The following is a 24,547-nucleotide window of genomic DNA, read 5'->3' as shown; positions in this document are numbered from 1 at the left end:
TTCTCGACTGCAGCCACCCGTAGGTGTCTGGGCAGTGTCTCAGTCCCAATGACGCAGGTCGTGCTCTCACACCTGCTACCCATCATCGCCTTGGTAAGCCATTACCTTACCAACTAGCTAATAGGACGCAGACCCATCCTCAGGCGGAATCACACCTTTGATCCGGAGATATTATCTGGTATTACCCACAGTTTCCCGTGGCTATCCCAGGCCCGAGGGCAGGTAGTCTACGTGTTCCTGTCCCTTACGCCGCTAACGTATTGCTACGTCCGCTCGACTTGCATGCCTAATCCATGCCGCCAACGTTCATTCTGAGCCAGAATCAAACCCTTCAATAATTATTTTGCTAGCCGAGCGACACCCGCAAAGAACAACCGGTTAAGGTCGAACCGCAGACGCCGTCGGATATAGACAAGATTAAGAAAGAGCCAATTCAAATCATTTATTATTTGACCGCCACCACACTCAAGCGGATTAAGGCTTGATGGTGATATTGGCCAGGTACGATCGCGTACCGGCTAAAATCTTGAAATCTCTACCAAATTGTCAAAGAACATGCCCCCGAAGGCCATCAGTCTTGCGACTGCTTCCCTCAAGGACTTCCGTAATATATCGGCTTCTCGATGTGCGTCAAGCAGGGAAAAGACAAATTTCTCACTCACCTCGAAAAGAGTGCAAAACGCCCTGATTCAGCACGTTTTTTAATCTCCGGAATTGTTCCCGGAGTCGTATTGTGGACGACGAACACGCTTTTTTCGTCAGGGACGCCTTGCATAGAGCCCCCATGCTACGCTCCTCGAACGCTCACACTTCCTCAGCTGATCGCATACGACCTCGAGTTCGCTTTCACGGCACCTGACGCAGCACACCGACTTGTCATCGATGACTTATCGAGAAGTCGTTTTCCCACCAACTCCTAGCTGTCTCAGCGCCGAACAACACCGCAGCCGGCATTTTCTTGTACGTTTTCCGGCCCACGTTGTACGATTACGAAGCCGCCTGTCGCGAAGCGCAAGAACGTTCGCGGCATAACGACAAGCAGCGTTAAGCAACGATGAAACCCCTGCGCATGCTAGCACGCCGCGCAAGACACATAGCATCACTCGTTGCATCACTCACTCGAAACAGTCCGACATCAGGTCGATTCGGCCTCACTCATCTAGGAACAGCCACGTCCCATGCGAACTTCGAATCCGGCGCTCAACAACCAAGTTTTCGCTCGCGACTTCTCGATCGATTCTCCGACGACGATGACCCTCGAAGGAACCGTCGGCAAGACTGCCGCGCTGCTCGCAATCGCGGTTGCCACGGGTGCTTATTCCTGGAACGAAACGGTCCAGGGGAGCAATACTGCGAGCCTGCTACTGATCGGCGGCGCGATCGGAGGGCTCATCGCGTCGTTGATCGCAATCTTCAAGCCGCACACCGCGCCGTGGTCGGCTCCGATTTATGCCGCCTGCGAAGGGCTCTTTCTCGGAGCGATCTCGGCGACTTACGAGCACATGTATAACGGCATCGTTCTGCAAGCCTCGCTGCTGACTTTCGGAACCCTCGGCGCCCTGCTCTTGGCCTACACCACGCGTCTGATTCGCGCGACCGAGAACTTCAAGCTCGGCGTCGCAGCGGCTACCGGCGGCATCGCGCTCGTATACCTCGCCTCATTCGCCCTCGGCATGTTCGGCATTCAGATTCCTTACCTGCACTCGTCGGGCCTCGTCGGCATCGGCATCTCCGTGTTCATCGTCGTCGTCGCCGCGATGAACCTCGTGCTCGATTTCGACTTCATCGAAACCGGCGTCGCCCGCGGCGCACCGAAGTTCATGGAATGGTATGGTGCATTCGGCCTGATGGTCACGCTCGTGTGGCTGTACATCGAGTTCCTTCGTTTGCTCGTCAAGCTAAACAGCCGGCGCGATTAAAACGGCAAATCATAGCCCGCCTGAAACATCCTTAAGCTCGTGAAGCGGCCCATGCGCTGATAGTGCGCATGGGCCGTGCGTACTATTCGCTCGGCCGTGCGCCGCTAGAATAAGGGGCGCGATCGAACCGGCTTTCACGAGGTTGCTCATACGCCGCGCGCCGTAGCTCGACCGCCGGGTCAGTCTCTCCGTCGAATTCAACTTGAGGATCCACGAACATGCCGCTTCATCCCACGAAGAACGACCTTCCCGAAGATATTCGCACCAAGGCCGTCGCGCTATTGAATAGTCGACTGGCCGACGCGCTCGATTTAGAGTCGCAAACCAAGCAAGCGCATTGGAACGTGAAGGGACCGAACTTCATCGCGCTCCACGAACTCTTCGACGACATTCACGAAGATGTCGGGACGTATGTCGACGACATCGCGGAACGAGCCGCACAACTCGGCGGTCGGGTGTTGGGCACGGTGCGCGTCGCGGCCGGTAGCTCGAAGCTCCCTGAGTATCCGCTCGACATTACTTGCGGCAAAGACCACGTCGCGGCGCTCTCGACGGCTCTCAGCGTGTTCGGGAAGTTGGCTCGCCAGGCCATCGACGACTCCGCCGGCTTCAACGATGCCGATACGGCCGATCTCTTCACCGGCGTCTCGCGCGGCATCGACAAGTGGCTCTGGATGGTCGAATCGCATTTGCAGAACTCGTAGCAAGAACCATACAAACCTCGGCTCGGCTTCCAACCGTCGGCTGATTGATAGGCGACTGACGACAAGATCTTTTCGGAACGGATGAACGGATGCATATTTTCTCTGCGATCGAACAGCGACGGAGCATTAAACACTTCGACCCTAGTTTTCAGATGCCGGCGGAAGACGAACGCCGACTCATGGAACTGGCTCTCCTCTCGCCGACTTCGTTCAACATTCAGAATTGGCGATTCGTCATCGTGCGCGATCCCGCCCTAAAAAAGCAGGTGCGGGCCGCGGCTTGGAATCAAGCTCAAATCGAAGAAGCACAGCTCACGATCGCGCTGTGCGCAGATCTCAACGCTTGGGACAAAGAGCCGGAGCGCTATTGGTGCAACGCGCATGAAAAGGCCCGCGGTTACTTGGTGCCGATGATTCGCCAGTGCTACCAAGGCAAAGAACAACTTCAGCGCGACGAAGCGATGCGCTCGATCGGCATCGCTTCCCAAACGCTGATGCTCGCGGCCAAAGCGCTCGGCTACGATAGCGGTGCGCTCGTCGGCTTCGATCCCGACGCCGTCGCGAAGATCATCAACTTGCCGGCCGACCATGTGATCGGCATGCTGTTGGTCATCGGCAAGAAGTTGAAGGAGCCGCAAGTGCGCGGCGGCCAACTCGCTTACGAGGAGGTCGTGCTGACGGATCGGTTTCCCGATACGTCAACGACTAAAACCTAGCCGCACCGGAACCTCGATCGACTGGTCATCCCGCACGACGTTTAAGATAATGGTCGTGCCGGGCGGGTGCGCTTCGACGAGCGACAAGAAATCGTCGCCGGTCTTGATAGGCTGTCCGTTGACGCCCGTAATCAGGTCTGCCGAGGCGAGATCAAGCTTCTGCGCCTCGACCATGAACGGCCCTTGTCGCTTCTTTTGTCGGATGATTTGCGGACCACGGAGGCCCGCTTGTTCGGCGGGGCCGTCTCTCATCAAACCAGCCACGCGCAAGCCCCCATCGGTTTGGAACACCTTCGTGATTCCCACTTCCGGCCGGACGACTTGCCCCTTTTCGATCAACATCGGCACAACGCGGGCAATCGTGTTCGAAGCGATGGCAAAGCCGACGCCCGTGTTTTGACCGGTTCGGCTGGCGATCGCCGTATTCATGCCGATCAACCGGCCACGGCTATCCAACAGCGGCCCACCGGAGTTACCGGGATTGATCGCGGCGTCGATCTGGATGATCGACTTCATGGTGCGCCCGCTCCGGCCCGGCAGCGAACGATTGAGGCTTGAGATGATCCCCGTCGTGAGGGTCCGTTCGAGGCCGAATGGGTTGCCGATCGCGTAAACCGACTGCCCGACCTTTAGTCGGGTCGATTCGCCGATCGTGACCGGGAAGAGCGATTCGGGCGGAGCATCGATCCGCAGCACGGCGACATCATTCGTCGGATCTTTGCCGACGAGCGACGCGGAGTAGGTGCTTCCATCGAAGAGCGTCACTTGAATCGATTGGGCTTCATCGACCACGTGGAAATTCGTGAGAATGTGGCCGTTGCGATCGAGCACGGAACCGGAACCGGCACCTTCGGAAGGAATGTCGAAGAACAAGGTTTCCGTGACGACTTTCGTGTTAATGTTCACGACGCTTCGATTGCAGTTCTCGTAGACCGCGATATTCACTTGCTCTTCGAGCGTAAATTCCGATTCATTCGCCGCTCCGGGAAGTTGCGGGCCGGCAGCCGATTCGTCGGCCGGCCCGGTTAAAGGTTCGATCCTCGGGAGTTCGGCAGAGGGGAGCGGCAGAGCCACGACCTTGGGAACCTGCGGCAAGGTGCGAACCGGCGGTGGGGCCGACGTGGCGGGCGGAAGAAAAAGATCCTGCGCTCCCGCGCGCGGCAACTGCTCGCCATCGTGCAACACGAGTACGAGCGCAGCACCTAAAGCCCCGGCCAACATCGAACCAAGTACGACTGATTTCATATCCTGCACACCTCGAATAAGAACCCTGCAGTTGGCTAAGCGGAACACTTCGGGATGTCGTCGGTGCCACGACTTCCGACAGTGACGGTGACGCGCTATTTTCCACGCTCCCAGCCTTCTTGCGGCGCCTTCAGAGCAACGTAAACCACCCGATCAACGCATTCAAAACGCACAACGCGACCTTCACGGTTTGCCTAACAGAGGAAGTTGATTGCTTCCGATACTCTTGCTAGCTGCCTTAGCGAATTCGCTATCTAGGAGGGCAGTCGTGCGAGATGCACGGAGGATTTTTGCCCTTAAGGAGACGGCGGGATGAATCGCGCGCCTGTAGCCCTATTTGCGTTGCTCTGCACATTAGCTTCTTCGATGGTCGCCGCCGGTGTGGCGAGCGATCGACCGGCCGGTCCGAGCAAATCGGCACATCGATTTGCGGAACGCTCCGGGGTGAAGCCCGCTTCGTTCGCCAGCTCGCCCCAAGAAAAATGGCTGACCGAAACCAGTCGGAAAGCGATCGATATTCATCGCAATATCGCGCTGCCGACGAAAAAGCTTCCCGTCCGAATCCCGGAAAAGGTTAAGCCGGTCGCCGCGATCATCATCACGATCGAGCAGCCGCAGGCCGTCGTGGCGAAGCCGGTCACCAAACCAGCGGCCCAAGTGAAGATCGAAAAACCAGCCACGATCACGGCCGCAGCAAAACAACCGACGAAGACTGCAACCGCTTCGCTCGCTCAAGCCGCCGCCGTGAACGTCGAAAACCTGAAGAAGCAATTCACGCTGCCGGCGATCGCCCTTAAGGCCGCCCCCGTTCAGCCTCGGGTAACATCCTTGGTCAAAACGACTTACGCTCCTAAATCGACATTGGGATCGGTGTTGCCGTCGAACAAGATTTCGCTCGCCGACCTGCACCTTTCCAACCGGGCTGTCGCCACCACGACCGGCTCGATCATCGTCCTGCCGATCGAGAAGCTTGCTGCGGCCACGGCTCCTATGGCTACGACGAACAACAAGATCACGCTCAGCGGTGGCAAGCTCCAGATGGCTTACGGCTCGCTGAACTTGATCTCCGTCGCCGGAAGTAGCTGGACCCCTTCGCCTTACATCACCGAGAACGGTGCCGGGATCTTGCCGAAATTCGTCAGCACGACGAAGCTGGTTGCTCGTAACACGACATTGCAGTCGACGACGAAAAATCTCGGGACTTTGCACCCGGCGGTCATCCGGACCAGTAGCGACGTCGCCGAACTCGGCCGACAATTGAACCGCCTAATTGCCCAATACCGCACGATTTATCTTCCGAAATGGGTCCCATTCCATCATGCCGACGGCAATGCACCGGCCATCAAGAGTGCTCAGCTGAAGAACGGCGAACGGTCGGCCGTGAAGAAGTAGGCGGCCGGCCGAACGCAGATCCTGCCGGCATCGTAACGACAGCTCGATTCAGGGGAGAGGACGGGAGTCGGCCCGTCCTCTCCTCTTTTTCGTTTTGCCCTCTTCAATCCCAGAGACCGAACCACCTCACAACCGATAGATCCGTTGTAGGTCTTCCTGTTTCGGTTTGCCGGTTCCGTGCCCATCCGTCTGTAGAGACCTAACTCCGGATAACGTCGGGACTAACCATCGGAAAACAATGAATTTCGTTGGCACGGCCCTGATAAGCTGCGTAAACTACACCAGATCGTCTTTTTTATACGAGAAGACCTTGCTGACCAAGTTTTCCGGCTACTGCGGGCGCAAGAATGCTGTTTCTGCGGTAAAGTCCCGGTGGTAGGTTTCAAAACGTCGGTTTCGCGTTCGAGTCGGAATTTTTAGCGCTGAATTCATCTGGATTCGCTTTCCTTATTGGATCCAACTGGCCGGGAGTCTTGTGTTATGTCGATTTGCCCACTGTTCAAGCAATTGCGCGTCAAGCTGTTGAGCGTTGGATTCGGCGCGATTTTGGCGTCGACCGCGCACGCCGCCGACCTTGCTCTCGTGCAGGCGAACGCCGCTCCGGCCCGCATGGAGACGTTCACCAAGCCGGATGGTCAAGGCTTCGTGGCGATGAGCGTCTCGCCGGCCGCCTCCTTCCGCCCGAGCGCCACCGTCCCCCACGATATCGTGGTGCTGTTCGACACCTCGGCCAGTCAAGTCAACGACTTCCGCGACAAGGGACTGTTGGCCCTCGACTTTTTCCTCGCCTCGCTCGACCCCGCGGATCGGGTCAGCCTGATGGCTGTCGATATCGACGCCGTGCCGCTTACGAAATCGTTCGTCGCTCCGAATGGTCCGGAAATGCAAGCCGCACTCGCGGAGCTGCGAAGCCGCACCCCGCTCGGTACGACCGACATGGGCAAGACCCTCGCGGTCACGGCCGCCGCTTTCACCGATCTCGGCGAAACCTCGGATCGTGCTCGCTCGGCCTTCTACATCGGCGACGGCATGAGCGTCGGCAATCTGATCCAAAGCGGCGAGATGCAGCAGTATGTCGATACGCTTTGCTCGGGCCACATCTCCGTCCACAGCTTCGCCGTCGGCCCTCGTTGCGATGCTCAGCTTCTCGGTGTCTTGGCAAATCACACCGGCGGCATGATGCTCGTCGACAATGAGAACATCAACGGCAAACAAGCCGGTGCGTTGATGTCGGAGTGTGTTGCCGGGTTCGTGGTTTGGCCGTCGAAAGCCACTTTGCCCGCTTCCATCACCGAGGTTTATCCTAAGAAGTTCCCGCCGTTACGCTTCGACCGCGATACCGTATTGGTCGGCGTCGGCAAGCCGGCCGGCGAAGTCGCCGTGCGCGTCGATGCAACTCTGCAAGGCAAGCCGATCGAATTGGTTTGGAATGTCCTGGCGGTTGCGGCTGCCGACGACCACTCCTACCTCCCGAAGCTGATCGACACGGTTCGCAAAGACGGCGGGATCACGCTGCCGACCGTGGGCTCGGCCGGTCTCGTTGAATTGCGCCGGCTGGTGAACGTCGAGGCTTACTCCCTCTTGCAACTCGGCAAGCAAGCCGTGGCGGTGGGCAGCTATGACCAAGCCGAGAAATTAGTCGACGAAGCCTTACGGCTCGACCCCAACAGCGGTGAAGCCAAAGCGGTTCGCTTTGCGGTTCTCACCGCTCGCAAGGAAGGGAAAGCCGGCGGCACGCACGACTTGAAAATGATCAAATTCCAACCGCCTGCTGGAGAAGCCGTCGGCGCTCCGGCCGGGGAAGCGGTTCCAGGAGCCGCTCCGGCTCCCCTCGCTCCCGCCGCTGGCGCGCCCGCTGCGGCCCCGGGCGAGCCCGCCGAAGGAAGCCTCATCGCCGAGGCCGGTCGTCAGGCGCGGGTCGTGCAACAAATCGTCACGACGGAAGTGCAAAACGGCTTGAACCAAGCACGCAGCGTCATGGGTCGCGACCCGGACGCCGCCCGCGCAACGCTCAAGTCGCTTCGCGATCGGGTACAAGGAGTTCCGGAACTCGACGGCGCGATCAAGACGCAATTGCTCGAGCAAATCGAAACCGGCCTCCGCACGGCCGATCGCCAAGCGAAGGTCGAAGAAGAACGCCGCATCGATCGCGAAGCGGTCATCGCCAAGCAACAAGAACAAGATCGCCTCTATCGCGACCTGATGGTCGGTCAACAGAAGACCGAGCAATTGATGGCTCGCTTCGAGAACCTGATGGATGAGCGTCGTTATCGCGATGCGTACAATGTCGCCGTGCTCGCTCGCGAGTCGACGCCGAACGCGCCGGCCGTCTTGAGCGGGATCACTTATTCTCAGCAAATCGACTACGTCGCTCAGTCGAATGCCGCCCGCTATCGAAAGTGGGAAGGGCTGGTCGGAGCTTTGTTGCAAATCGATCGGGCTCAGGCCCCCTTCGGCGATGAACAATCGATTCTTTATCCGCCGAAAGAGACCTGGGAATTGCTGACGGACAAGCGCGCCAAATTCGATCGCGTCAGCTTGGCTCAGTCGAACGAAGCGGAAACGAGAATTCTTGACGAACTCGATAAGCGAACCGAGGTTCAGTATCTCGATACCCAACTCGGCGACGTCGTGAACGATATCGAGCTGCGCCATAAGATCAACATCGAACTCGACGTAACGGCCCTCACGGCCGACGGTAAGGGAACGGAAACGATCATCAACAAGACGTTGAAAGACCTGACGCTCAAGTCGGCGTTGCGTTTGATTCTCGAAGAACAAGGGCTGACCTACGTCATCGAAAACGAAGTGTTGATGATCACGACCAAAACGGCTGCCGAAACCAAGACACCGACGCGCGTTTATCCCGTTGCCGATCTCGTCATTCCGATCCCGCAAGGTGGTATGACCGGTCTCGGCGGCGGTCTTGGGGGTGGAGCCGGTGGTGGGCTCGGCATGGGTGGCGGTGGCGGTGGTATGGGCGGCGGTTTTGCCATCGAAGACGATCTTCGCCTCTCCGCTAAAGACGCGCAACCGGCGGCTGCCGCGGCACAACCGGCCGCAGTCGCACCCCAACAACCCGCAGCCGTTAAGAAAGACATCGCACCGGAACAAGAAGCCAAGCCGATTCAGCTCACACTTGAAGCCGGTGCCGATATCAACCAAGCCTGGGATGCTTATTTCGCAGCCCATGAAGAATCCCCCGCGGTGATTCGAGCTACGGTTCGTACCCTCTTCAAAGCACAAAAGCCCGACCATGTTTCGGCAGTCATCATGGCTGCTTTGCGGCACCATCAGGCTCAGCCTTGGATGTACGAAGCGCTCGGCCTGTCGATGGAATCGCAAGGTGCGCGGGTATCGGAGATCGAACGGGCGTTGATGTCGGCCGTCGATTTCAGCAATCGCCCGGAAGACCTACTCAAGGTCGCCGAATATATGGTGAAGTCGAACTTCGGCGCCGGCGCTTTGCAACGTCGTGCGATGCAGCTTTACCACCAAGTCTCGAAGATGCAGCCGACCCGACCCGAACCCTACTATTTCGGCATGAAGATCGCGCAACACCTCGACGACGTCGAAGGCTTGAAGTGGTCGTCGCTCGGGATCGTGGGCCAAGTCTGGGCCGCCGATCAACGCGACATCTACGACGAAGCTCTCCGTACCGCGCAAGCTCTTTACGAACGCCTTAAGGCCGACAAGAAGCTTGATGAAGCCGAGAAGTTTCAAACGGCGTTGAAGAAGGCCCTTGTTCGCGATTGCGTTATCACGGTCTCTTGGTCGGGTGATGCCGACGTCGATCTCTTGGTCGAGGAACCGACCGGCACGATGTGCTCGTTCCGCAATCCTCGCTCGACCGGCGGCGGCGTTCTGGTCGGCGACACGTACGACAAAACGACCAACCTTCACACCGAAACCTACATCTGCCCGCAAGGCTTCAACGGCGACTACCGGATGCTCGCCAAACGGGTCTGGGGCAAGGTCACGGCCGACACGCTTACCGTCGACATCACGGCCCATCTCGGCGCTCCGAACCAACGCAAACTGCGTAAGCAGATCGCCCTCGACGGCGATAAAGCGGTCATGTCGTTCGACCTGCAAAACGCTCGGCGAACCGAATCGCTGCAAGACGTCCAAGTCGCGAATGCCGTTCAAGGCCAAATGGCGCTCGGCAATCAGATTCTCGCTCAGCAAATCGGTGCCGCCTCCGATCCTTCGGTGCGGGGCGGGGCGTTCAATCCCCGCTTGAACCCCGGCTTGTTTCTGCGTGGTGCCGTCGGTTATCAACCGGTGATCATCACGTTGCCGACTGGTACGAATATGTCCGCGATCTCGGTCGTGTCGCATGATCGCCGCTATGTCCGCGTGACGGCTCAGCCGGTCTTTTCGACGATCCCGATCGTCAACACGTTCAGCTACACCAGCGGTTCCAGCGGCACGAGCGGTGGCGCCGGCGGCGGTCCCGGTGCCGGGACGTAATCACCTTCCCCAGGCCTTACCGGCTTGGAAGAACATCGAATTCGCATTTCAGGTCGCATGTCGAACTCTTCGACATGCGACCTTTTTGCGCGCCGCGATTCCGCTGCCTGCAAAACGCTCAGCGTTGCAACCCGGGCATGACATCAAGTTCGAGAGTTTCGACGAGTCCGGCCCGAAGCCGCTCCCAAGCGATGGCTCCCATTACGGCGTTGTCGGTGCAAAGCTCGCGCGGGGCGATGTGCAACTTCGTGCCGCGGCGTTTCATTCGCGTTGTGAGCAGCTCGCGAAACCGCGTGTTCGCCGCCACCCCGCCGCCGACGCAAAGCGTTTTTCGGCCCGTCCGCTTCAATGCCTGCTCCGCTTTACCGACCAGCACATCGGCGATCGCTTGCTCGAAGCTGGCCGCTAAATCGGCGAGTAGTTTCGAACCGACCGGCGGCGGCTCGACCGCTCCTCCCTGAGGAACCGAGCCTTGCGGCGCGATGGCGTAGCGCACCGCCGTCTTAATACCGCTGAAGCTGAACTCCAAACGGTCTTCTTTGAGGAAAGTGCGAGGGAAGCGAAACGCCTCGCAATCGCCGTCGCGCGCCGCCTTCTCGATCCAAGGGCCGCCGGGATAAGGAAGACCGAGCAAACTGGCGGTCTTGTCGAACGCTTCCCCGGCCGCATCGTCGAGGGTGCCGCCGAGTACCTGGAATTCGAGGGGCGAAACGCAGTCGAATAGCGTCGTGTGTCCGCCGCTGACGACGAAGCCGACGCAGGGAAACACCTCTTCCCCGGCCGCGATGCGGCAAGCGTAAATATGGGCATGCACATGGTTCACGGCGACGAGCGGCACCCCGAGCGCCAAGGCGAAAGTCTTCGCCGCGGCAACGCCGACCAACAGCGACCCCGCCAACCCCGGCGTATTCGCCACGGCGACGGCCGTGATGTCGGCGAGCTTGGCGTCGGCCTTTCGCAATGCTTCGTCGACCACTGGCAAGATCCGTTCGACATGCGCTCGCGAAGCGATCTCGGGCACCACGCCGCCGAAGCGCCGATGCAATGCGTCTTGCGTCGCCACGCTCGAACCGCGCACCTGCAAACGTTCGTCGACGACCGCCGCCGCCGTCTCATCGCAAGTGGTTTCCAGAATCAGAAGCATGGGTCGGTGGACAGTGGTCGGTGGTCAGTTGTCAGTGGCCGGTTTGAGAGACGCTTCGGCTACAGCACATTTCCGACCACCGCCAAGCATCTCCTCAACTGACCACTGTCCACTGATCACTGACCACTATTATTCTATTCTCACTCCGCCTTCGCCTGGGCGTTCGATTGGTTCGAGAGATATTCAAGCGCCTTTTGCAACTGGCGATCAATGAACTCTTTCTTCTTCGGGTCGGCCGGCGAAAGTGCGCCCGGGGCTGCTTTGACCGGCTTTTTAGATTCGGTCTTAGGATCGCTCTTGTCTTCCTTGGCTTCTTTCTTCGGAGCATCCTTGGAGTCGTCGTCGGCGTCGACCGTCCGTGGCTTCGACTCTTCGCGACTGATCGCCGGCGAGTGGCTCACGAGCAGCAGGTCGCGATCGCGGCGAACACGCACCAAATCGCTCAGTTCCGAATCGCCGAGTTTGAGCTCATAGCCCTTGTCCGGCATCACGCCCCATTCGTCGGTTTCTTTGGAGTCAGGAAAACGATGGATGTTTTGGCCGCTCGGTCGCATGTAGGCGGCGGTTGTGAGCTTGAGCGCACTGTGGCCGTCTTCCAAATCAATGACGTTCTGCACGCTTCCCTTACCCCAAGTCCGTTCGCCGACGACGATGGCCCGCTTATGATCTTGCAAGCAAGCCGACACGATTTCGCTGGCGCTGGCGCTATATCGGTTCACCAGCACGGCGATCGGAAAGCCTTCGTAAGTTCCGGCTTTGCGAGCCACGACCGGTCGCTCGACCGTATTGCGCCCCTTCGTGCTGACGATCTTTCCTTCGGAAACGAACATGTCGGAAATTTCGATCGCGGACTTCAACAAGCCCCCGGGATTGAAGCGCAAGTCGATCACGAGCCCCTTTAAACCCTGGGATTTAAGGGTTTTCATCGCGGCTTCGAGGTCTTCAGCCGTGTCGCGGCTGAACGAGGTCAGCCGGACGTAGCCGATCTTCTTTTCCGGATCGAGCATGAAGTTCCAACGATCGTCGGCTCCGCGCGCATCGCCCAGCACCGTCTCGACTTCGATGATCTTCCGTTCGATCGTCAGCGTCTCACGCTTCCGCGAACGAACGTGCATAACGGTCAACTTGACCTTCGTGCCAGGCTCCCCCTTGAGCTTCCTTACCGCTTCGTCCAGGCTCAGGCCTTCCGTCGGCTTACCATCGACCTCGATGATGTGGTCGCCGGCTTCGAGACCTGCAAGATAGGCAGGGCTGCCGACCAGCGGACTCAAGACCCGCAAGTCGCCGTCGTCGTGCGAGATTTGAATGCCGATTCCGCCGAACTGGCTTTCGACGCTCGATTTAAAGCGATCGATTTCCTTCGGGCCGATGAAATTGGAATAGGGATCCAATTCGTCGAGCAGGCCGCGAATGGCAGCTTCCATCAATTTTCGGCGATCGACCTTCTTCACATAGTTTTGTTCGACCTGAAACATCGTCTCCGAAAAGACTTTGTAGAGTTCGTAGTATTCTTCGTCTTTAGCTGCATCACCGTCGTCGCTCTTCGCCTTCTCGGCCGATTTCTTTTCGGCAGGCTTCGATTCAGCGGGCTTCGATTCGGTCGCCGGCTGCTTCACGGGGGGCTTCGGTTCGTCGGCGAATAACACACCGAGCATCGTCACTGTCGAAACCAAAGCTGTCGAAACCAAAGCAGCAAAACGCACGACCATCCGTTGACGCAGCATCTGTAAACCTCCTCGCGAGGTAAAAAAATCGACCGTTGATCGACCGCTGAAGAATCCGAACTTAGCGATTATAGACCCGACGGGAGCCGCCGGACAACAGAACCTCGCAAATTCTGCGGGTTCGGCAAAAGCTGCGGCCGACCGCCGGGGGCCAATTCGCCGGCGTCGACGCCGCCGGCCGACTACAATAAGCGGCTTCCTTCGGCCACGGCTTCGGCCGTTGTTTTCACTGCTTCTTCCTTTACGGTCTTCCGGAACTTCGTCGTTGATCGCCCTTCGTTTTCCCGCTCTGCTCACGGAACTTCGCCGCCTCCTCGGCGATGCGAACATCCTCGCCGACCATGCGGAATTGGTCGTCTATGAATGCGATGGCTTCGTCGTCGAGAAGAACTCTCCCGACGTCGTCTGCTTTCCCCGGTCGACGGCCGATGTGCAGAAGATCGTCACGCTTTGCAACGAGTACGACGTCCCCTTTTTGCCGCGCGGGGCGGGCACCAGCCTTGCCGGCGGCTGCCTGCCGGTCGGCGGCGGAGTGATGATCGTTTTCACGCGCATGCGCGAAATCGAAGAAATCAATCTCCGCGATCGCTTCGCCGTCGTGCAACCCGGCGTCGTCAATGTTTGGCTCACCAACGCTCTCAAAGGGACCGGATTCCATTACGCTCCCGATCCGTCGAGCCAAGGGGCATGTACGATCGGTGGCAATGTCGCGACCAATTCCGGCGGTCCGCACACGCTGAAATACGGCGTAACCGTCAACCATGTGCTCGGCCTGGAAGCGGTGCTGAGCGATGGCTCGCTCGTCCGCTTCGGTGGTCCCGTGGAAGACTTTCTCGGTCCCGATCTCGTCGGCTTGCTCGTCGGCAGCGAGGGAACGCTGGCGATCGTCACGAAGATTTGGGTTCGTCTCACGCGCGATCCTCAAGGCTATCGCACGATGCTCGGCATCTTCGACTCTGTCGACGATGCGACTGCGGCGATCAGCGAGATCATCGGACAAGGCATCGTGCCGGCCGCGCTTGAAATGATGGACCAAGGAATCATTACGGCTTTAGAGCAAGCGTTTCACTTCGGCTTTCCGCTCGATGCGCAAGCCGTGCTCCTGATCGAGCTCGACGGCCTCGAAGCAGGGCTCGACGAGCAGCGCGACCGCGTGCTCGAGATCTGTAAACGAAGCGGAGCCCGCGAGGTTCGCCGTGCCGACGACCCGAAGGAACGGCTCAAGCTTTGGAAGTGCCGCAAGCAGGCCTTCGGCGCGATCGGCCGCTTGAGCCCGAGCTATTGCACGCAAGACGGCGTGGTGCCGCGCACGAAACTACCGCACATCTTTCGCGCGATCATCGCGATCGGGGAAAAGTTTGGAGTGCGGATCGTCAACGTGTTTCACGCCGGCGACGGCAACATCCATCCGATCATCCTGTTCGACGAACGGGACGCCGCCCAGGTGCGCAAAGCGCTCGACGCCGGCCACGCGATCCTAGAAGAGTGCATCGCCTGCGGCGGAAGCGTAACCGGGGAGCATGGCATCGGCGTCGAGAAGATCGAGTTCATGAGCAAACTATTTACGCCGGACGATCTCGCGGTGATGCGGCGCGTCCGTGATTGCTTCAATCCGGAGTCGCGTCTGAGCCCCGGCAAGCTCCTTCCGACCGCCGGCGGTTGCGGCATGGAACACAAACCGACGGTGCAATCTAAGCCCGGACGACGAGCGGCCCTTTGATGGCAACCATCGCCTCCCCACTTCCGCTTTCGACGACTTACACTCCGGCCTCCCCTGCCGAAGTCGTGGAGACGGTGCGTAGCGCCGTCGCTGCGCGAGCCCCCATCTATCCGCTCGGCGGACGTACCGCGCTCGGCTTCGGTAGTGCCACGAAGGCCTCCGGCTGGGGCTTATCGACCGAAAAGCTCACGCGCGTCGTCGACTACCCGGCTCGCGATATGACCATCACGGTCGAGGCCGGCATCACGTTGGCTGAGCTACGTCAAACGCTCGCCGCCGAACGACAATACTTACCCGTCGATGCTTCCCAAGCCACGGAAGCGACGCTCGGGGGCCTGATCGCCGTGAACTTCAGCGGCCCGCGCCGTTTTGGCAACGGCACGCTTCGCGACTACGTGATCGGCATCTCCGCGGTCGACGGCACCGGCACCCTCTTCAAAGCCGGCGGTCGGGTCGTGAAGAACGTCGCCGGCTACGACTTCTGCCGGCTCCTGATCGGTTCGCTCGGCACGCTCGCCGTCATGACGCAAGTGACGCTCAAGGTAAAGCCGATCCCTGCAGCCTCGGTGCTGGCCATCGTCGATCTCGATTCGGCATCGCAGGCCGAATCGCTTCTGTCGGCGATCATCGACTCGAAGACCACGCCGACGGCGATCGAGCTTCTCGCCGGCCACGCTTGGAACGACCTCGCGGCTCTTAACTCGACCGGCGATTCCACTTCCTATCGTCTCGTCGTCGGCCTCGAAGGGACTGATGCCGAAGTCGAATGGATGACCGAACGTTTGCGCCAAGAATGGAAAACGCTCGGTGTCGCCGAGCCGCGATTCATCCGAGATGCCGCCGCCAACGAACTCTGGCAACGCTTGATCGACTTCGGTTGCACCCCCGCCGCGTCGGCCGGCGCGAGCGACAAAGCGAATCTGGTTTTCAAGCTCAACGTGCCGCCGAGCCGAGTCGTGTCGCTTTGCGAACTAGTCCGAGCCACGTTCCCGCAAGCCTCGTTTCTCGCACGTGCGGGCTCCGGCATCATCCTCGTCAGCATCGTCGAGACGGCGAGCCATGAACTTGTGAAGCCGCTCATCCAAGCGTTGCATCCGGCAGTCGCGGCGGTCGGCGGACAATGCGTCCTTTGGCAATCGGTCGTCGCGGAAGAGTTCACTCGCCAACTCGCTTGGGGTCCGCTCCGCGGCGACATTGCAGTCATGCGCAAACTACAACGACAATTCGATCCGCACGGTCTTCTGAATCCCGGCCGCTTCCCGTGGTGAACACGTTTCGTAAATCATGACGCACTCTCCCGACAATTCGAACATCGACACCGCGCCTCCCCCGGCTGCGCTGAGCCATAGCGAAGCCCGCGGCGAATTCGCCGCCGAGCCGACGCCGACCGCCGGACATGCGGCTCATGCCCACGTCGGAGGCCTCGCGACGTCTACGAATCCCGGCAGCGGGATCGATTACGGTCTCTTTCTCGATTGCGTCCACTGCGGCTTGTGTACGGCCTCGTGCCCCACTTACGTCATCAACGGCAACGAGAACGACAGCCCGCGCGGCCGCATCTATCTCATGCGCTCCGTCACCGATGGTCGTCTGCCGTTGAACGAGCAAGTGCGCGGGCATCTCGAACTCTGCCTCGATTGCCGCGCCTGCGAAACAGCCTGCCCATCGGGCGTGCAATACGGCAAGCTGATCGAGCCGTTTCGCGTGGCGATGGAAGAACTTGGCGAGGGACCGAAGAAGAACCAAGATTGGTTCCACCGCTATATCCTGTTCGGTTTATTTCCGTATCCGAGCCGTTTGCGCTGGGCATTGGCTCCGGCCAAGCTCGCGCAAAAACTCGGCTTGCTCAAGCTCGCGGAAAAGCTTGGGCTCCTACGATTACTACCGACGCGCTTACGGCAACTCGTCTACACGTTGCCCGAGCAGTTCTCGAACGAGCCGCAGTTGCCGGAGTTTCTGCCGGCGATCGGTCGCCGCCGAGCCCGAGTGGCCCTCTTCACGGGCTGCGTCAACGACGTGATGTTCCGCCAAACCAATTGGGCCACGGCGCGCGTGCTCCAGCAAAACGGCTGCGACGTCGTGATCCCGCGCGATCAAAGTTGCTGCGGTGCGATCCATCTGCATGCCGCCGCCAGCGAACCGGCGAGAGCCTTCGCCGACGTGAACGTGAAATCGTTTGCCGACGTCGATCGCGTCATCGTCAACGTCGCCGGCTGCGGGGCGATGATGAAGGATTACGGCCACCATTGGCACGACGCCGGCTCGCCCGAGCGCGAAGCCCTGGCCGCCAAGACTCGCGACATCAACGAATTTCTCGACGAACTCGGCATCATCCCGCCGGAAGGTGAGATGAACTTCACCGCGACCTATCACGATGCCTGCCACTTGGGCCATGCGCAAAAAATCAAAGACGCGCCACGAAAGCTCTTGGCGAAAATCCCGGGCCTAAAAGTCGTCGACCTTCCGGAAACCGAGCTCTGTTGCGGAGCTGCCGGCACTTACAACCTCACGCAACCGGAGATGTCGGGCCAACTGAGCCGACGCAAGTTGGAGAATATCCTCTCGACCGGTGCCCGCGCCGTGCTCACGGCCAACGCCGGTTGTTTACTGCAAATCGCCCGCGAAGCGCGCGTGCAAGGTAAACCGCTTTGGATCGCGCACCCGATCGACTTGCTCGACATGAGCTATCGAAAAGTGAAGCCGCCGATTTGACGCTACGCCTTGTTCCGGCGAATCAGCGCTCGTCGAGATAAGCGATCTCGAGCGCCGTGAGTTCCGCGACGAGCTCATGAGCCGAGTCGTGTCGCCTGGCCGGTTGCTTGTGCAACAGTCGGCGTACGAGCCCGCAGACGTCGTTCGGCAAGCTCGACACCAGTTCGCGCAGCGGTTGCGGCTCGGCCGACACATGCGCCGCCACGATCTCCGCAGGCGTGGCGCCGACGAACGGCAATCGTCCTCCGAGTAGCCGATAGAGCACGATGCCGAGCGAGTAGAGATCGCTCCGCTCGTCGACTCGAAGCCGCGAGCAGATCGCTTCCGGCGCGAGGTAGTCGACCGTTCCCAGCACGCATTGCGATTCCGAATTCGACTCGTCGTCGCGACGGCGCGCATAGCCGAGGTCGATCAACGTCACATGACCGTCGGGCCCGACGAACAGATTGCTCGGCTTCACATCGGCATGGAGCCATCCGGCATCATGCAGCGCAGCCAAGCCTTCCGCCGCTTGGCGTCCGTACCACAGGGCCGTGGCAACCGAGAGCCGGCCGCAGCGCAAGACGATCTCATCGAGCGTGGTCCCTTCCAGCCGAGGCATCACATAGTAAAACGGAGCCTCATGGACATGCGCCGAAAGAATCGGCACCACATGCGGGCTGTTAACGGCATTGCCGGCGAGCGCCTCGCGCCGCAGCAATGCTTGCTGTTCCGTCGAAACGAGGGCCGAAGTCCAACGCTTCACGACATACCGATAGCGCGTCTCACGCGACTTTACCGGCCGGGCCTCGACGACCTCGACGCCGGCATGCTCGCACAGCTTCGCGCCGAGCTGCCATTCGCCCGCGCGCTGCGAAGCGCCCCCGTCGCCTGGCTGTGCCGCGGCTTGCATGCGCGCCTGGCGATCGAAGGAAAACGGCTTATAAACGACGCGAGCCATGCGATTTTCGACGTTCTCGGAAACTTTGCCGGCGCGCAGCAGCGAGCGCACTTCCCCGCTCTTTTATCGTCCGCGCGACCCGTTCGGCATGACTTTCAAACAGATCGCAGCGTGGGGATCTTTCGTGCGATTAACCCTTACGCACCGCGCTGCGTCGGCGCAGAGCCTCATCGAGAATCGCTCCCAGCAAGAGCGCACTGCCGATCGCCGTGTATTCGAGCGATTGCGGGATCATCGCGAAATTCACTACCGAATTGAGCAACACCAAGATGACCGCACCGATGACGATGCCGATCACGTTGCCTTCTCCTCCCCGCAAGCTGCAACCGCCCAGAACCGCGCCGGCGATCGCGTAGAGTTCCATCGAGGCGCCGTGGTTCGAGGGAGGGACGCTGCCGGTCTCCGCGAGCTTCAAGATCGAAAACAACACCGCGGAAAGCGAGCACGCGACATAAGCCAAGATCTTATAAGCATCGACCGAGATGCCCGAGTATTTCGCGGCCAGCTCGTTGCTGCCGATCGCAAACAGATAACGTCCGTAAATGCTGCGATGCAACAACAGGCCCGCCAGCGCCGCCGCACCAAGTAGATACACGAACTCGATCGGAATTCCGAGCAACCGCGCGCCGTTAAAAAGATAGCGAAATTCCAGCGATCCGCCCCCCAGCCCGGCATTGGTCTCGCCGGTCCACCAGCGCGCGAGCCCGCGATAGATAAAGAGCCCGCACAACGTCACGATGAACGCCTGCACTTTAAGTTTCGTAACCAAGAGTCCGTGGATCGTGCCGGCGACGACTCCCATTGTGCAAACCACGCCGATTCCTACCGCGGGATGCCACCCCTTCGACAACCCGACGGCGAGCACTGCCCCGCACAGGCCGATAAACGACCCCATCGAAAGATCGATTCCGCCGGCGATGATCAGCGTTCCGGCACCTAAGCAGAGGATGCCGAGTTGCCCGATCTGTCGCGCCATGTTGGCGTGATTTCTCAGGTCGAACGCGCCTTCGCCCGTGAAGTACAACGCCGCGTAGAGCAGCAGCATAAACGTCAACGAGCCGATGAGCTTCTTCATCCCGTAGCCTCTCTACCGGTAGCCAAGTGCATGACGGCTTGCTCCGAAAGCTTCGAGCGTTCGAGCTCGCCCGCCAGCCGCTCTTCGTGCATCACCAAGACTCGATCGCTGACGCCGAGTATTTCTTCCAGATCACTCGAAATCATCAACACCGCCACGCCCTGCGCAGCGAGTTGATCCATCAGCGCATAGATCTCGGCCTTCGCGCCGACATCGACCCCGCGCGTCGGCTCATCGAGGATCAAGAGCTTCGGCCCTCGCGCCAGCCATTTCGCAAGCACGACTTTCTGTTGATTGCCGCCGCTTAATAGCCCGACCGCTTTATCGACGCTCGAAGTCCTGATCGCCAGCTTCTCGCGCATCGACTCCGCCAGGGTTCGCTCCGCCTTGCGATCGACGAACCCCACCCGGCTCAATCGAGCGAGGGAAGGTAAACCGATGTTCTCACGAATCGGAAAATCGATCACGAGCCCTTGCAGGCGTCGATCTTCCGGCACCAAAAACACTCCCGCGGCGATCGCCTCCTGCGGCGACTGCGCTTCGATCGGTTTGCCGCCGATTTTAAGCTCGCCGCCGACGCGCCGACGCAAACCGAACAGAGTTTCAGCCAGTTCCGTTCGTCCCGCCCCCATCAGGCCGGCTAGGCCGAGGATCTCACCCGGCCGAATGTCGAACGAGATTCCTTGCTCCTGTTCCGCTCGCCAACGCATGTTTCGCACTTCGACCAGCGGCTCGCTCCCCTTACCGCCGGCATGTTGCGAGCGATGAAAGAATTGCTTCAATTCGCGGCCGACCATCCGTTCGACCAGCGCTTGATGCGTGACTTCGCCTCGGCGCAGTTCTCCGGCGTTGCGGCCATCGCGCAGCACGACAACCCGGTCGGCCAGCTCTTGCACTTCCTTCAACCGATGCGAGATGTAGAGCACTCCGACCCCTTCACTCTTGAGCGATCGGACAATCTCGAAGAGCCGCGCCGATTCGCGCTCCGTCAAGCTCGAGGTCGGTTCGTCGAAGATGATGTAGCGCGATTTCAGACTCAGGGCCCGTGCGATTTCGACGAGTTGCCGCTGCCCGAGCGAAAGATCCGAGGTGCGAGTTCGCAAAGAGCATTCGAGCCCGAGCCGGCGCATATACGTTTCGGCGTCGCGATAAATGCGCGAGCCGATCAACCCCAACGGGCCGCCGAAACGAGGCTCGCGGCCGAGGAAGATATTGCTCGCGATGTCGAGCGTCTCCGCGAGATTCAGCTCTTGATGAATCAGCGCAATCCCGGCTCGCTGCGCTTCATCGACCGAGCGCAACTCGACCTCGCGGCCATCCAGCGCGAGTGTTCCTTCGTCGGGCATCTGCACGCCGGCGAAGATTTTCATCAACGTCGATTTGCCGGCGCCGTTTTCCCCGACGACGCAAACGATCTCTCCCGGCGCAACCGCGAGGCTCACGCCGTCGAGGGCATGCACGCCGGGAAAACGCTTACCGATGGCCTTGGCTTCCAGCAAGTTCGACACTCCGCGCTGCGCCGCGCTCGCTCTACTTCCCGAGCAGTTGCTTCAGCTTGGCTTGAAACGCCGCGACGTCCGGCTGTTTCACGACTTGATGCGGAATGAACTTAACGCCGCCCGACGGGAGCACGGACTTATCCCCCTTCGCGAGCCCGGCGAGAATACGCGCTGCTTCGTAGCCGAACTCAAACGGCGATTGCACCACGGTGCCGTGGACTGCGCCGGACTGAATGCCCGCAAGTGTCTGCTCATGCTCGTCGAAGCCGACGATCTTCACCTTACCGGCAACCCCGGCCGACTTGGCCGCTTCGAGCGCCGCCGGCGGATTGTAGGCCCACAGGCCGACGAAGCAGAGCCGTGCCGGATCGTTTTTCGAATCGCTCAGGTAGCTGACGAGGACGTTGTCGACCTTCGTTTTGCAGACGTCTTGCTTGCCGTCGTCGGTGTAGGTATTCACCAATTCGTATTTGCCGAGCGTCGGGCCTTGCGCATCTTTCGCGTCCGCCAATTCATCGAGCACTCCCTGCCGGCGCTCTTGCGCATTCTGCGCGTCGAGGCTGCCGACCAAGACCACGACCTTGCCGCCATCGGGCATCGTTTCCTTGATCATTTTTCCGGCGGCTTTGCCTGCGCCGTAATTATCGGTGCCGAGATAGCAGACGCGCTTGCTACCGACCGGAAGATCGCTGTCTTGCGTTACGAGCGGAATTTGCTCGGCGATCTTGTCATAGAACACGGTCTGATTTTTCGCATCGCAAGGACTCACCGCAATCCCCTTCACTCCCATCAGCACCAACTTCTCGACGATCTCTTGCTGCTCGGCCGGGCTCCCTTGCGGCGGACGACGAAACAAAACCTCGACGCCGAAATCCTTCGCACCTTTTTCGCAGCCTCGTTCCGCATACGTCCAAAACTCATGTGGGTTGTTCGTCACGAAAGCGACGCGCACTTTGTCGTCGCTCGACCTATTGCAACCGATAGTCATGGCCGCGCATGCGGCAAGCAGAAGGCGACGGAACGTCGAAGCGTGCGTCATGAAAACACTCGTAACGAGGGCGAGAGGAAGAGTTGCCAGCCGGGAAATGCGATGTTTCCGCGGCCGGTTTCGTCAGCGGGATGAATTTCTTAAGTTTCTTATGTTATTGCCGCCGAACATTGCTAGCTAGAGCTTTTCCGAAGATTCGGTTGACTGCTTCAGGCGGCCTCGCATACTCGGCCCCGTGGCTTTCGTCGTGGGCGTTAAGCACCGATGTATCTTGCGTAAACGGACCGCGCTTCGGTGATGTCGTCGGTGCCGCCGATGATGGCCCGACCGTCGGGAAACACCGTCAGCACATAGCCGTCGATCACGGCCCGGAGCAGAAACGGATTCCGCACGACCTTGCCGACCGTCGCCAGTTTTTCGCCGAGCGCTTCGAGCGCGACCGGTTGTTGCCGCGCGCTGCCGATCTGCACGGCATTGCGACCGCACAGCACGGCCGAGCGCGTTCCTTGCTCGGCGTCGAGCCAAGGGAAGTCGCGCCGTTTGCAGCCGCCGCAATCGACCGCTGCGGCGAACGCCGCGAGCCCGATCGAGCGCGTGGTGTTGTTCCAGAGATCGATCACCAGCAGCCCACGTTGCACTGCTTCCCGTCGGCCGGAGAGAATCTTGAGCGCTTCCATCGCTTGAATCGCCCCGACGACGTGAATGATCGGCCCGACGATGCCGGCCGTATCACACGTCGGCGATGTGCCGGGAGGGGGCGGCTCGGCCATCACGCAACGAAGGCACGGCGTCTCGCCGGGCAAGATCGTCATCGTGCGTCCTTCGGCACCGATCGCGCCCCCGTAGATCCACGGGATGCCGAGCTTGAGCGCGGCATCGTTCATCAAGAATCGGGTCTCGAAGTTGTCGGTGCCGTCGAGAATGACATCGACCCCTTCGCAGAGTTGCAAGATATTCGACGGATCGATATCGGCAACGATCGGCTCGATATCGACCTCGGAATTGATAGCGCGTAGTTTTTCGGCCGCAGCGATCGCCTTCGGTATATGCGCCGCGACGTCGCGCTCGTCGAACAACATTTGCCGCTGCAAGTTATTGAGTTCAACGAAGTCTCGATCGACGATCCGCAGCTTGCCGACGCCGGCTCGGGCCAGCGTATCGGCGATGACCGAACCGAGCGCTCCGACGCCGCAGACCAGCGCGCGACTCGAGCGCAACCGCTGCTGAGCCTCTTCGCCGAGCGGGGCGTAGCGAATCTGGCGGGCGTAGCGCGCGAATGCGGGATCAAGTTCTTCGCTCATACCAAGTACCCGGCCGGATGGCACTTGCCGGCGAGATCGGCTTGCAACTCGTCGCAGCGAGCCCGGGCTTCTTCGAGCGAGTGCGCATTCTGCAGCGGCGAGAACGCGAAGACCGGCCGTAGGGAATCCCAGACGGTATCGAGATCGCCGATGCGCACGAACGAATACTTCGTTGCGAGAAACACATCGGTCGCATCGGCCTCTTCGGCCGGAGGGGGGCTCGGTTGCCAACTTGCCAACAGCGTATTGCGCGCCGCCAAGCGAAACTCGGGCGGTAGCGGCAGCACCGATTCGATCAGCGCGATAACGACTGCCGGATACCGGCTCAATCGGCGAACCGTCGCTAAAGCATCGCGACCGGGGCCTTGCCGCACTCCGGCGATAAGCACGACACCGATTTCGCTCGCCTCGCGACACAAAGCGTCGTCGGGCTCGACGACGCTCATTGCCGTCGCCGCGTCGCGCCACTCTTCAAGCGGCACCACCGGCTTCACGATATCGCGATTGACCACCCGCGGCACCCAAGTCTTTCCGCAATAGACGAGCCGTCTGCCGATGACGCCGAGCGGGCGGATGCCGAAGTCTTGCTCATACGAGGCGATCACTTCCGCGCCGCGACGCACTTCAACCGTCGCGCGATAAAGAAACGGCAACTCCGGCGTCCACATATTCGGGTCGGGCACGATCGCCTCGCCGACGAGCAGCGACTTGCCGTCGGTTGTTTTCATGCCGCGGAATTGCACCGGAATTCGCGCCGGAAGCGTGTGCGAGTAGCGGCATTTCGGGCCTTCGACTCGGCCGGTGATCTTCAAACCCGCAAGCAACTCGGCTTGATCCACGGTCGAAGGATCGCCGGCAACGATCGGCGCGGCAAGCACATACACGCGCGCTTCCGCATCCCCCGCATCGCCGAAGAAGACCGTCCACTCGAACTGCATCGTTGTCACTACTTTCTTGCCGACGGTCCATTTGCCGACCGGAAACGGCGATCTCAC

General features: G+C 60.1%; 17 protein-coding genes and 1 rRNA gene. 8 read left to right on the top strand and 10 right to left on the bottom strand.

The window, feature by feature from the left end:
- Positions 1-338: ribosomal RNA gene (locus K8U03_06185) — 16S ribosomal RNA — on the bottom strand; the annotation flags it as partial.
- A gap of 840 nt (positions 339-1,178) precedes the next feature.
- On the opposite strand from K8U03_06185, the gene K8U03_06180 reads away from it, so the two are divergent.
- The 3 genes from K8U03_06180 (at position 1,179) to K8U03_06170 (ending at position 3,339) form a co-directional block, all read left to right on the top strand.
- Positions 1,179-1,919 (top strand): Bax inhibitor-1/YccA family protein, encoded by a 741-nt coding sequence (locus K8U03_06180; protein MCE9604479.1) that lies wholly within the window; start codon positions 1,179-1,181, stop codon positions 1,917-1,919.
- A gap of 218 nt (positions 1,920-2,137) precedes the next feature.
- Positions 2,138-2,623 (top strand): DNA starvation/stationary phase protection protein Dps, encoded by a 486-nt coding sequence (dps, locus tag K8U03_06175; protein ID MCE9604478.1) that lies wholly within the window; start codon positions 2,138-2,140, stop codon positions 2,621-2,623.
- 89 nt (positions 2,624-2,712) lie between these two features.
- Positions 2,713-3,339, top strand: coding sequence for a nitroreductase family protein (locus K8U03_06170; protein ID MCE9604477.1), 627 nt, complete (start codon positions 2,713-2,715; stop codon positions 3,337-3,339).
- On the opposite strand, the gene K8U03_06165 is transcribed toward K8U03_06170, so the two are convergent.
- Positions 3,322-4,560, bottom strand: coding sequence for a trypsin-like peptidase domain-containing protein (locus K8U03_06165; protein MCE9604476.1), 1,239 nt, complete (start codon positions 4,558-4,560; stop codon positions 3,322-3,324). The two genes, K8U03_06170 and K8U03_06165, sit on opposite strands and share 18 nt — an antisense overlap.
- 336 nt (positions 4,561-4,896) lie before the next feature.
- Between K8U03_06165 and K8U03_06160 the strand changes: the two genes are divergently transcribed.
- Both K8U03_06160 and K8U03_06155 read left to right on the top strand, forming a co-directional pair.
- The gene (locus tag K8U03_06160) at positions 4,897-5,976 is read left to right on the top strand and encodes a hypothetical protein (protein MCE9604475.1); all 1,080 of its coding nucleotides are present in this window, start codon (positions 4,897-4,899) and stop codon (positions 5,974-5,976) included.
- Between the two features lie 480 nt (positions 5,977-6,456).
- Positions 6,457-10,449 (top strand): hypothetical protein, encoded by a 3,993-nt coding sequence (locus K8U03_06155; protein ID MCE9604474.1) that lies wholly within the window; start codon positions 6,457-6,459, stop codon positions 10,447-10,449.
- Positions 10,450-10,567: 118 nt separating this feature from the next.
- Here the strand turns inward: K8U03_06155 and tsaD are convergent, their stop codons facing one another.
- On the bottom strand, positions 10,568-11,593 hold the full coding sequence (gene tsaD, locus K8U03_06150; GenBank protein MCE9604473.1) for a tRNA (adenosine(37)-N6)-threonylcarbamoyltransferase complex transferase subunit TsaD: 1,026 nt from the start codon (positions 11,591-11,593) through the stop codon (positions 10,568-10,570).
- Positions 11,594-11,733: 140 nt separating this feature from the next.
- Positions 11,734-13,317: a S41 family peptidase gene (locus tag K8U03_06145; GenBank protein ID MCE9604472.1), complete on the bottom strand. Its 1,584-nt coding sequence runs from the start codon at positions 13,315-13,317 to the stop codon at positions 11,734-11,736.
- A gap of 265 nt (positions 13,318-13,582) precedes the next feature.
- Here K8U03_06145 and K8U03_06140 point away from each other — a divergent pair, with 265 nt between their 5' ends.
- Genes K8U03_06140 through K8U03_06130 form a run of 3 tightly spaced genes read left to right on the top strand, consistent with a single transcriptional unit; the run spans position 13,583 to position 17,749 of the window.
- Complete coding sequence (locus K8U03_06140) at positions 13,583-15,037, top strand: FAD-binding protein (protein MCE9604471.1); 1,455 nt, start codon at positions 13,583-13,585, stop codon at positions 15,035-15,037.
- Positions 15,037-16,305, top strand: a complete 1,269-nt coding sequence (locus K8U03_06135; protein ID MCE9604470.1) for an FAD-binding oxidoreductase — start codon at positions 15,037-15,039, stop codon at positions 16,303-16,305. Before K8U03_06140 ends, K8U03_06135 begins: the two co-directional genes overlap by 1 nt.
- Before the next feature lie 16 nt (positions 16,306-16,321).
- Positions 16,322-17,749: a (Fe-S)-binding protein gene (locus K8U03_06130; protein ID MCE9604469.1), complete on the top strand. Its 1,428-nt coding sequence runs from the start codon at positions 16,322-16,324 to the stop codon at positions 17,747-17,749.
- Positions 17,750-17,771: 22 nt separating this feature from the next.
- Here K8U03_06130 and K8U03_06125 read toward each other — a convergent pair whose 3' ends face one another.
- From K8U03_06125 to K8U03_06100, 6 genes are all read right to left on the bottom strand, one after another.
- Complete coding sequence (locus K8U03_06125) at positions 17,772-18,689, bottom strand: serine/threonine protein kinase (protein ID MCE9604468.1); 918 nt, start codon at positions 18,687-18,689, stop codon at positions 17,772-17,774.
- Between the two features lie 130 nt (positions 18,690-18,819).
- A complete protein-coding gene (locus K8U03_06120; GenBank protein MCE9604467.1) occupies positions 18,820-19,764 on the bottom strand; it encodes an ABC transporter permease in 945 nt (314 codons plus the stop codon).
- A complete protein-coding gene (locus K8U03_06115) occupies positions 19,761-21,272 on the bottom strand; it encodes a sugar ABC transporter ATP-binding protein (GenBank protein ID MCE9604466.1) in 1,512 nt (503 codons plus the stop codon). Before K8U03_06115 ends, K8U03_06120 begins: the two co-directional genes overlap by 4 nt.
- 22 nt (positions 21,273-21,294) lie before the next feature.
- Positions 21,295-22,302, bottom strand: coding sequence for a sugar-binding protein (locus tag K8U03_06110; GenBank protein ID MCE9604465.1), 1,008 nt, complete (start codon positions 22,300-22,302; stop codon positions 21,295-21,297).
- Positions 22,303-22,505: 203 nt separating this feature from the next.
- Positions 22,506-23,552, bottom strand: a complete 1,047-nt coding sequence (locus K8U03_06105; protein ID MCE9604464.1) for a ThiF family adenylyltransferase — start codon at positions 23,550-23,552, stop codon at positions 22,506-22,508.
- Positions 23,549-24,547 (bottom strand): hypothetical protein, encoded by a 999-nt coding sequence (locus K8U03_06100; GenBank protein MCE9604463.1) that lies wholly within the window; start codon positions 24,545-24,547, stop codon positions 23,549-23,551. Before K8U03_06100 ends, K8U03_06105 begins: the two co-directional genes overlap by 4 nt.

It is taken from the genome of Planctomycetia bacterium, assembly GCA_021413845.1.
In the GTDB taxonomy this organism is placed as follows: Bacteria; Planctomycetota; Planctomycetia; order Pirellulales; family PNKZ01; genus PNKZ01.
Note: the sequence above shows the minus strand (reverse complement) of the source record. Positions and strands in the feature narration are given on the sequence as shown.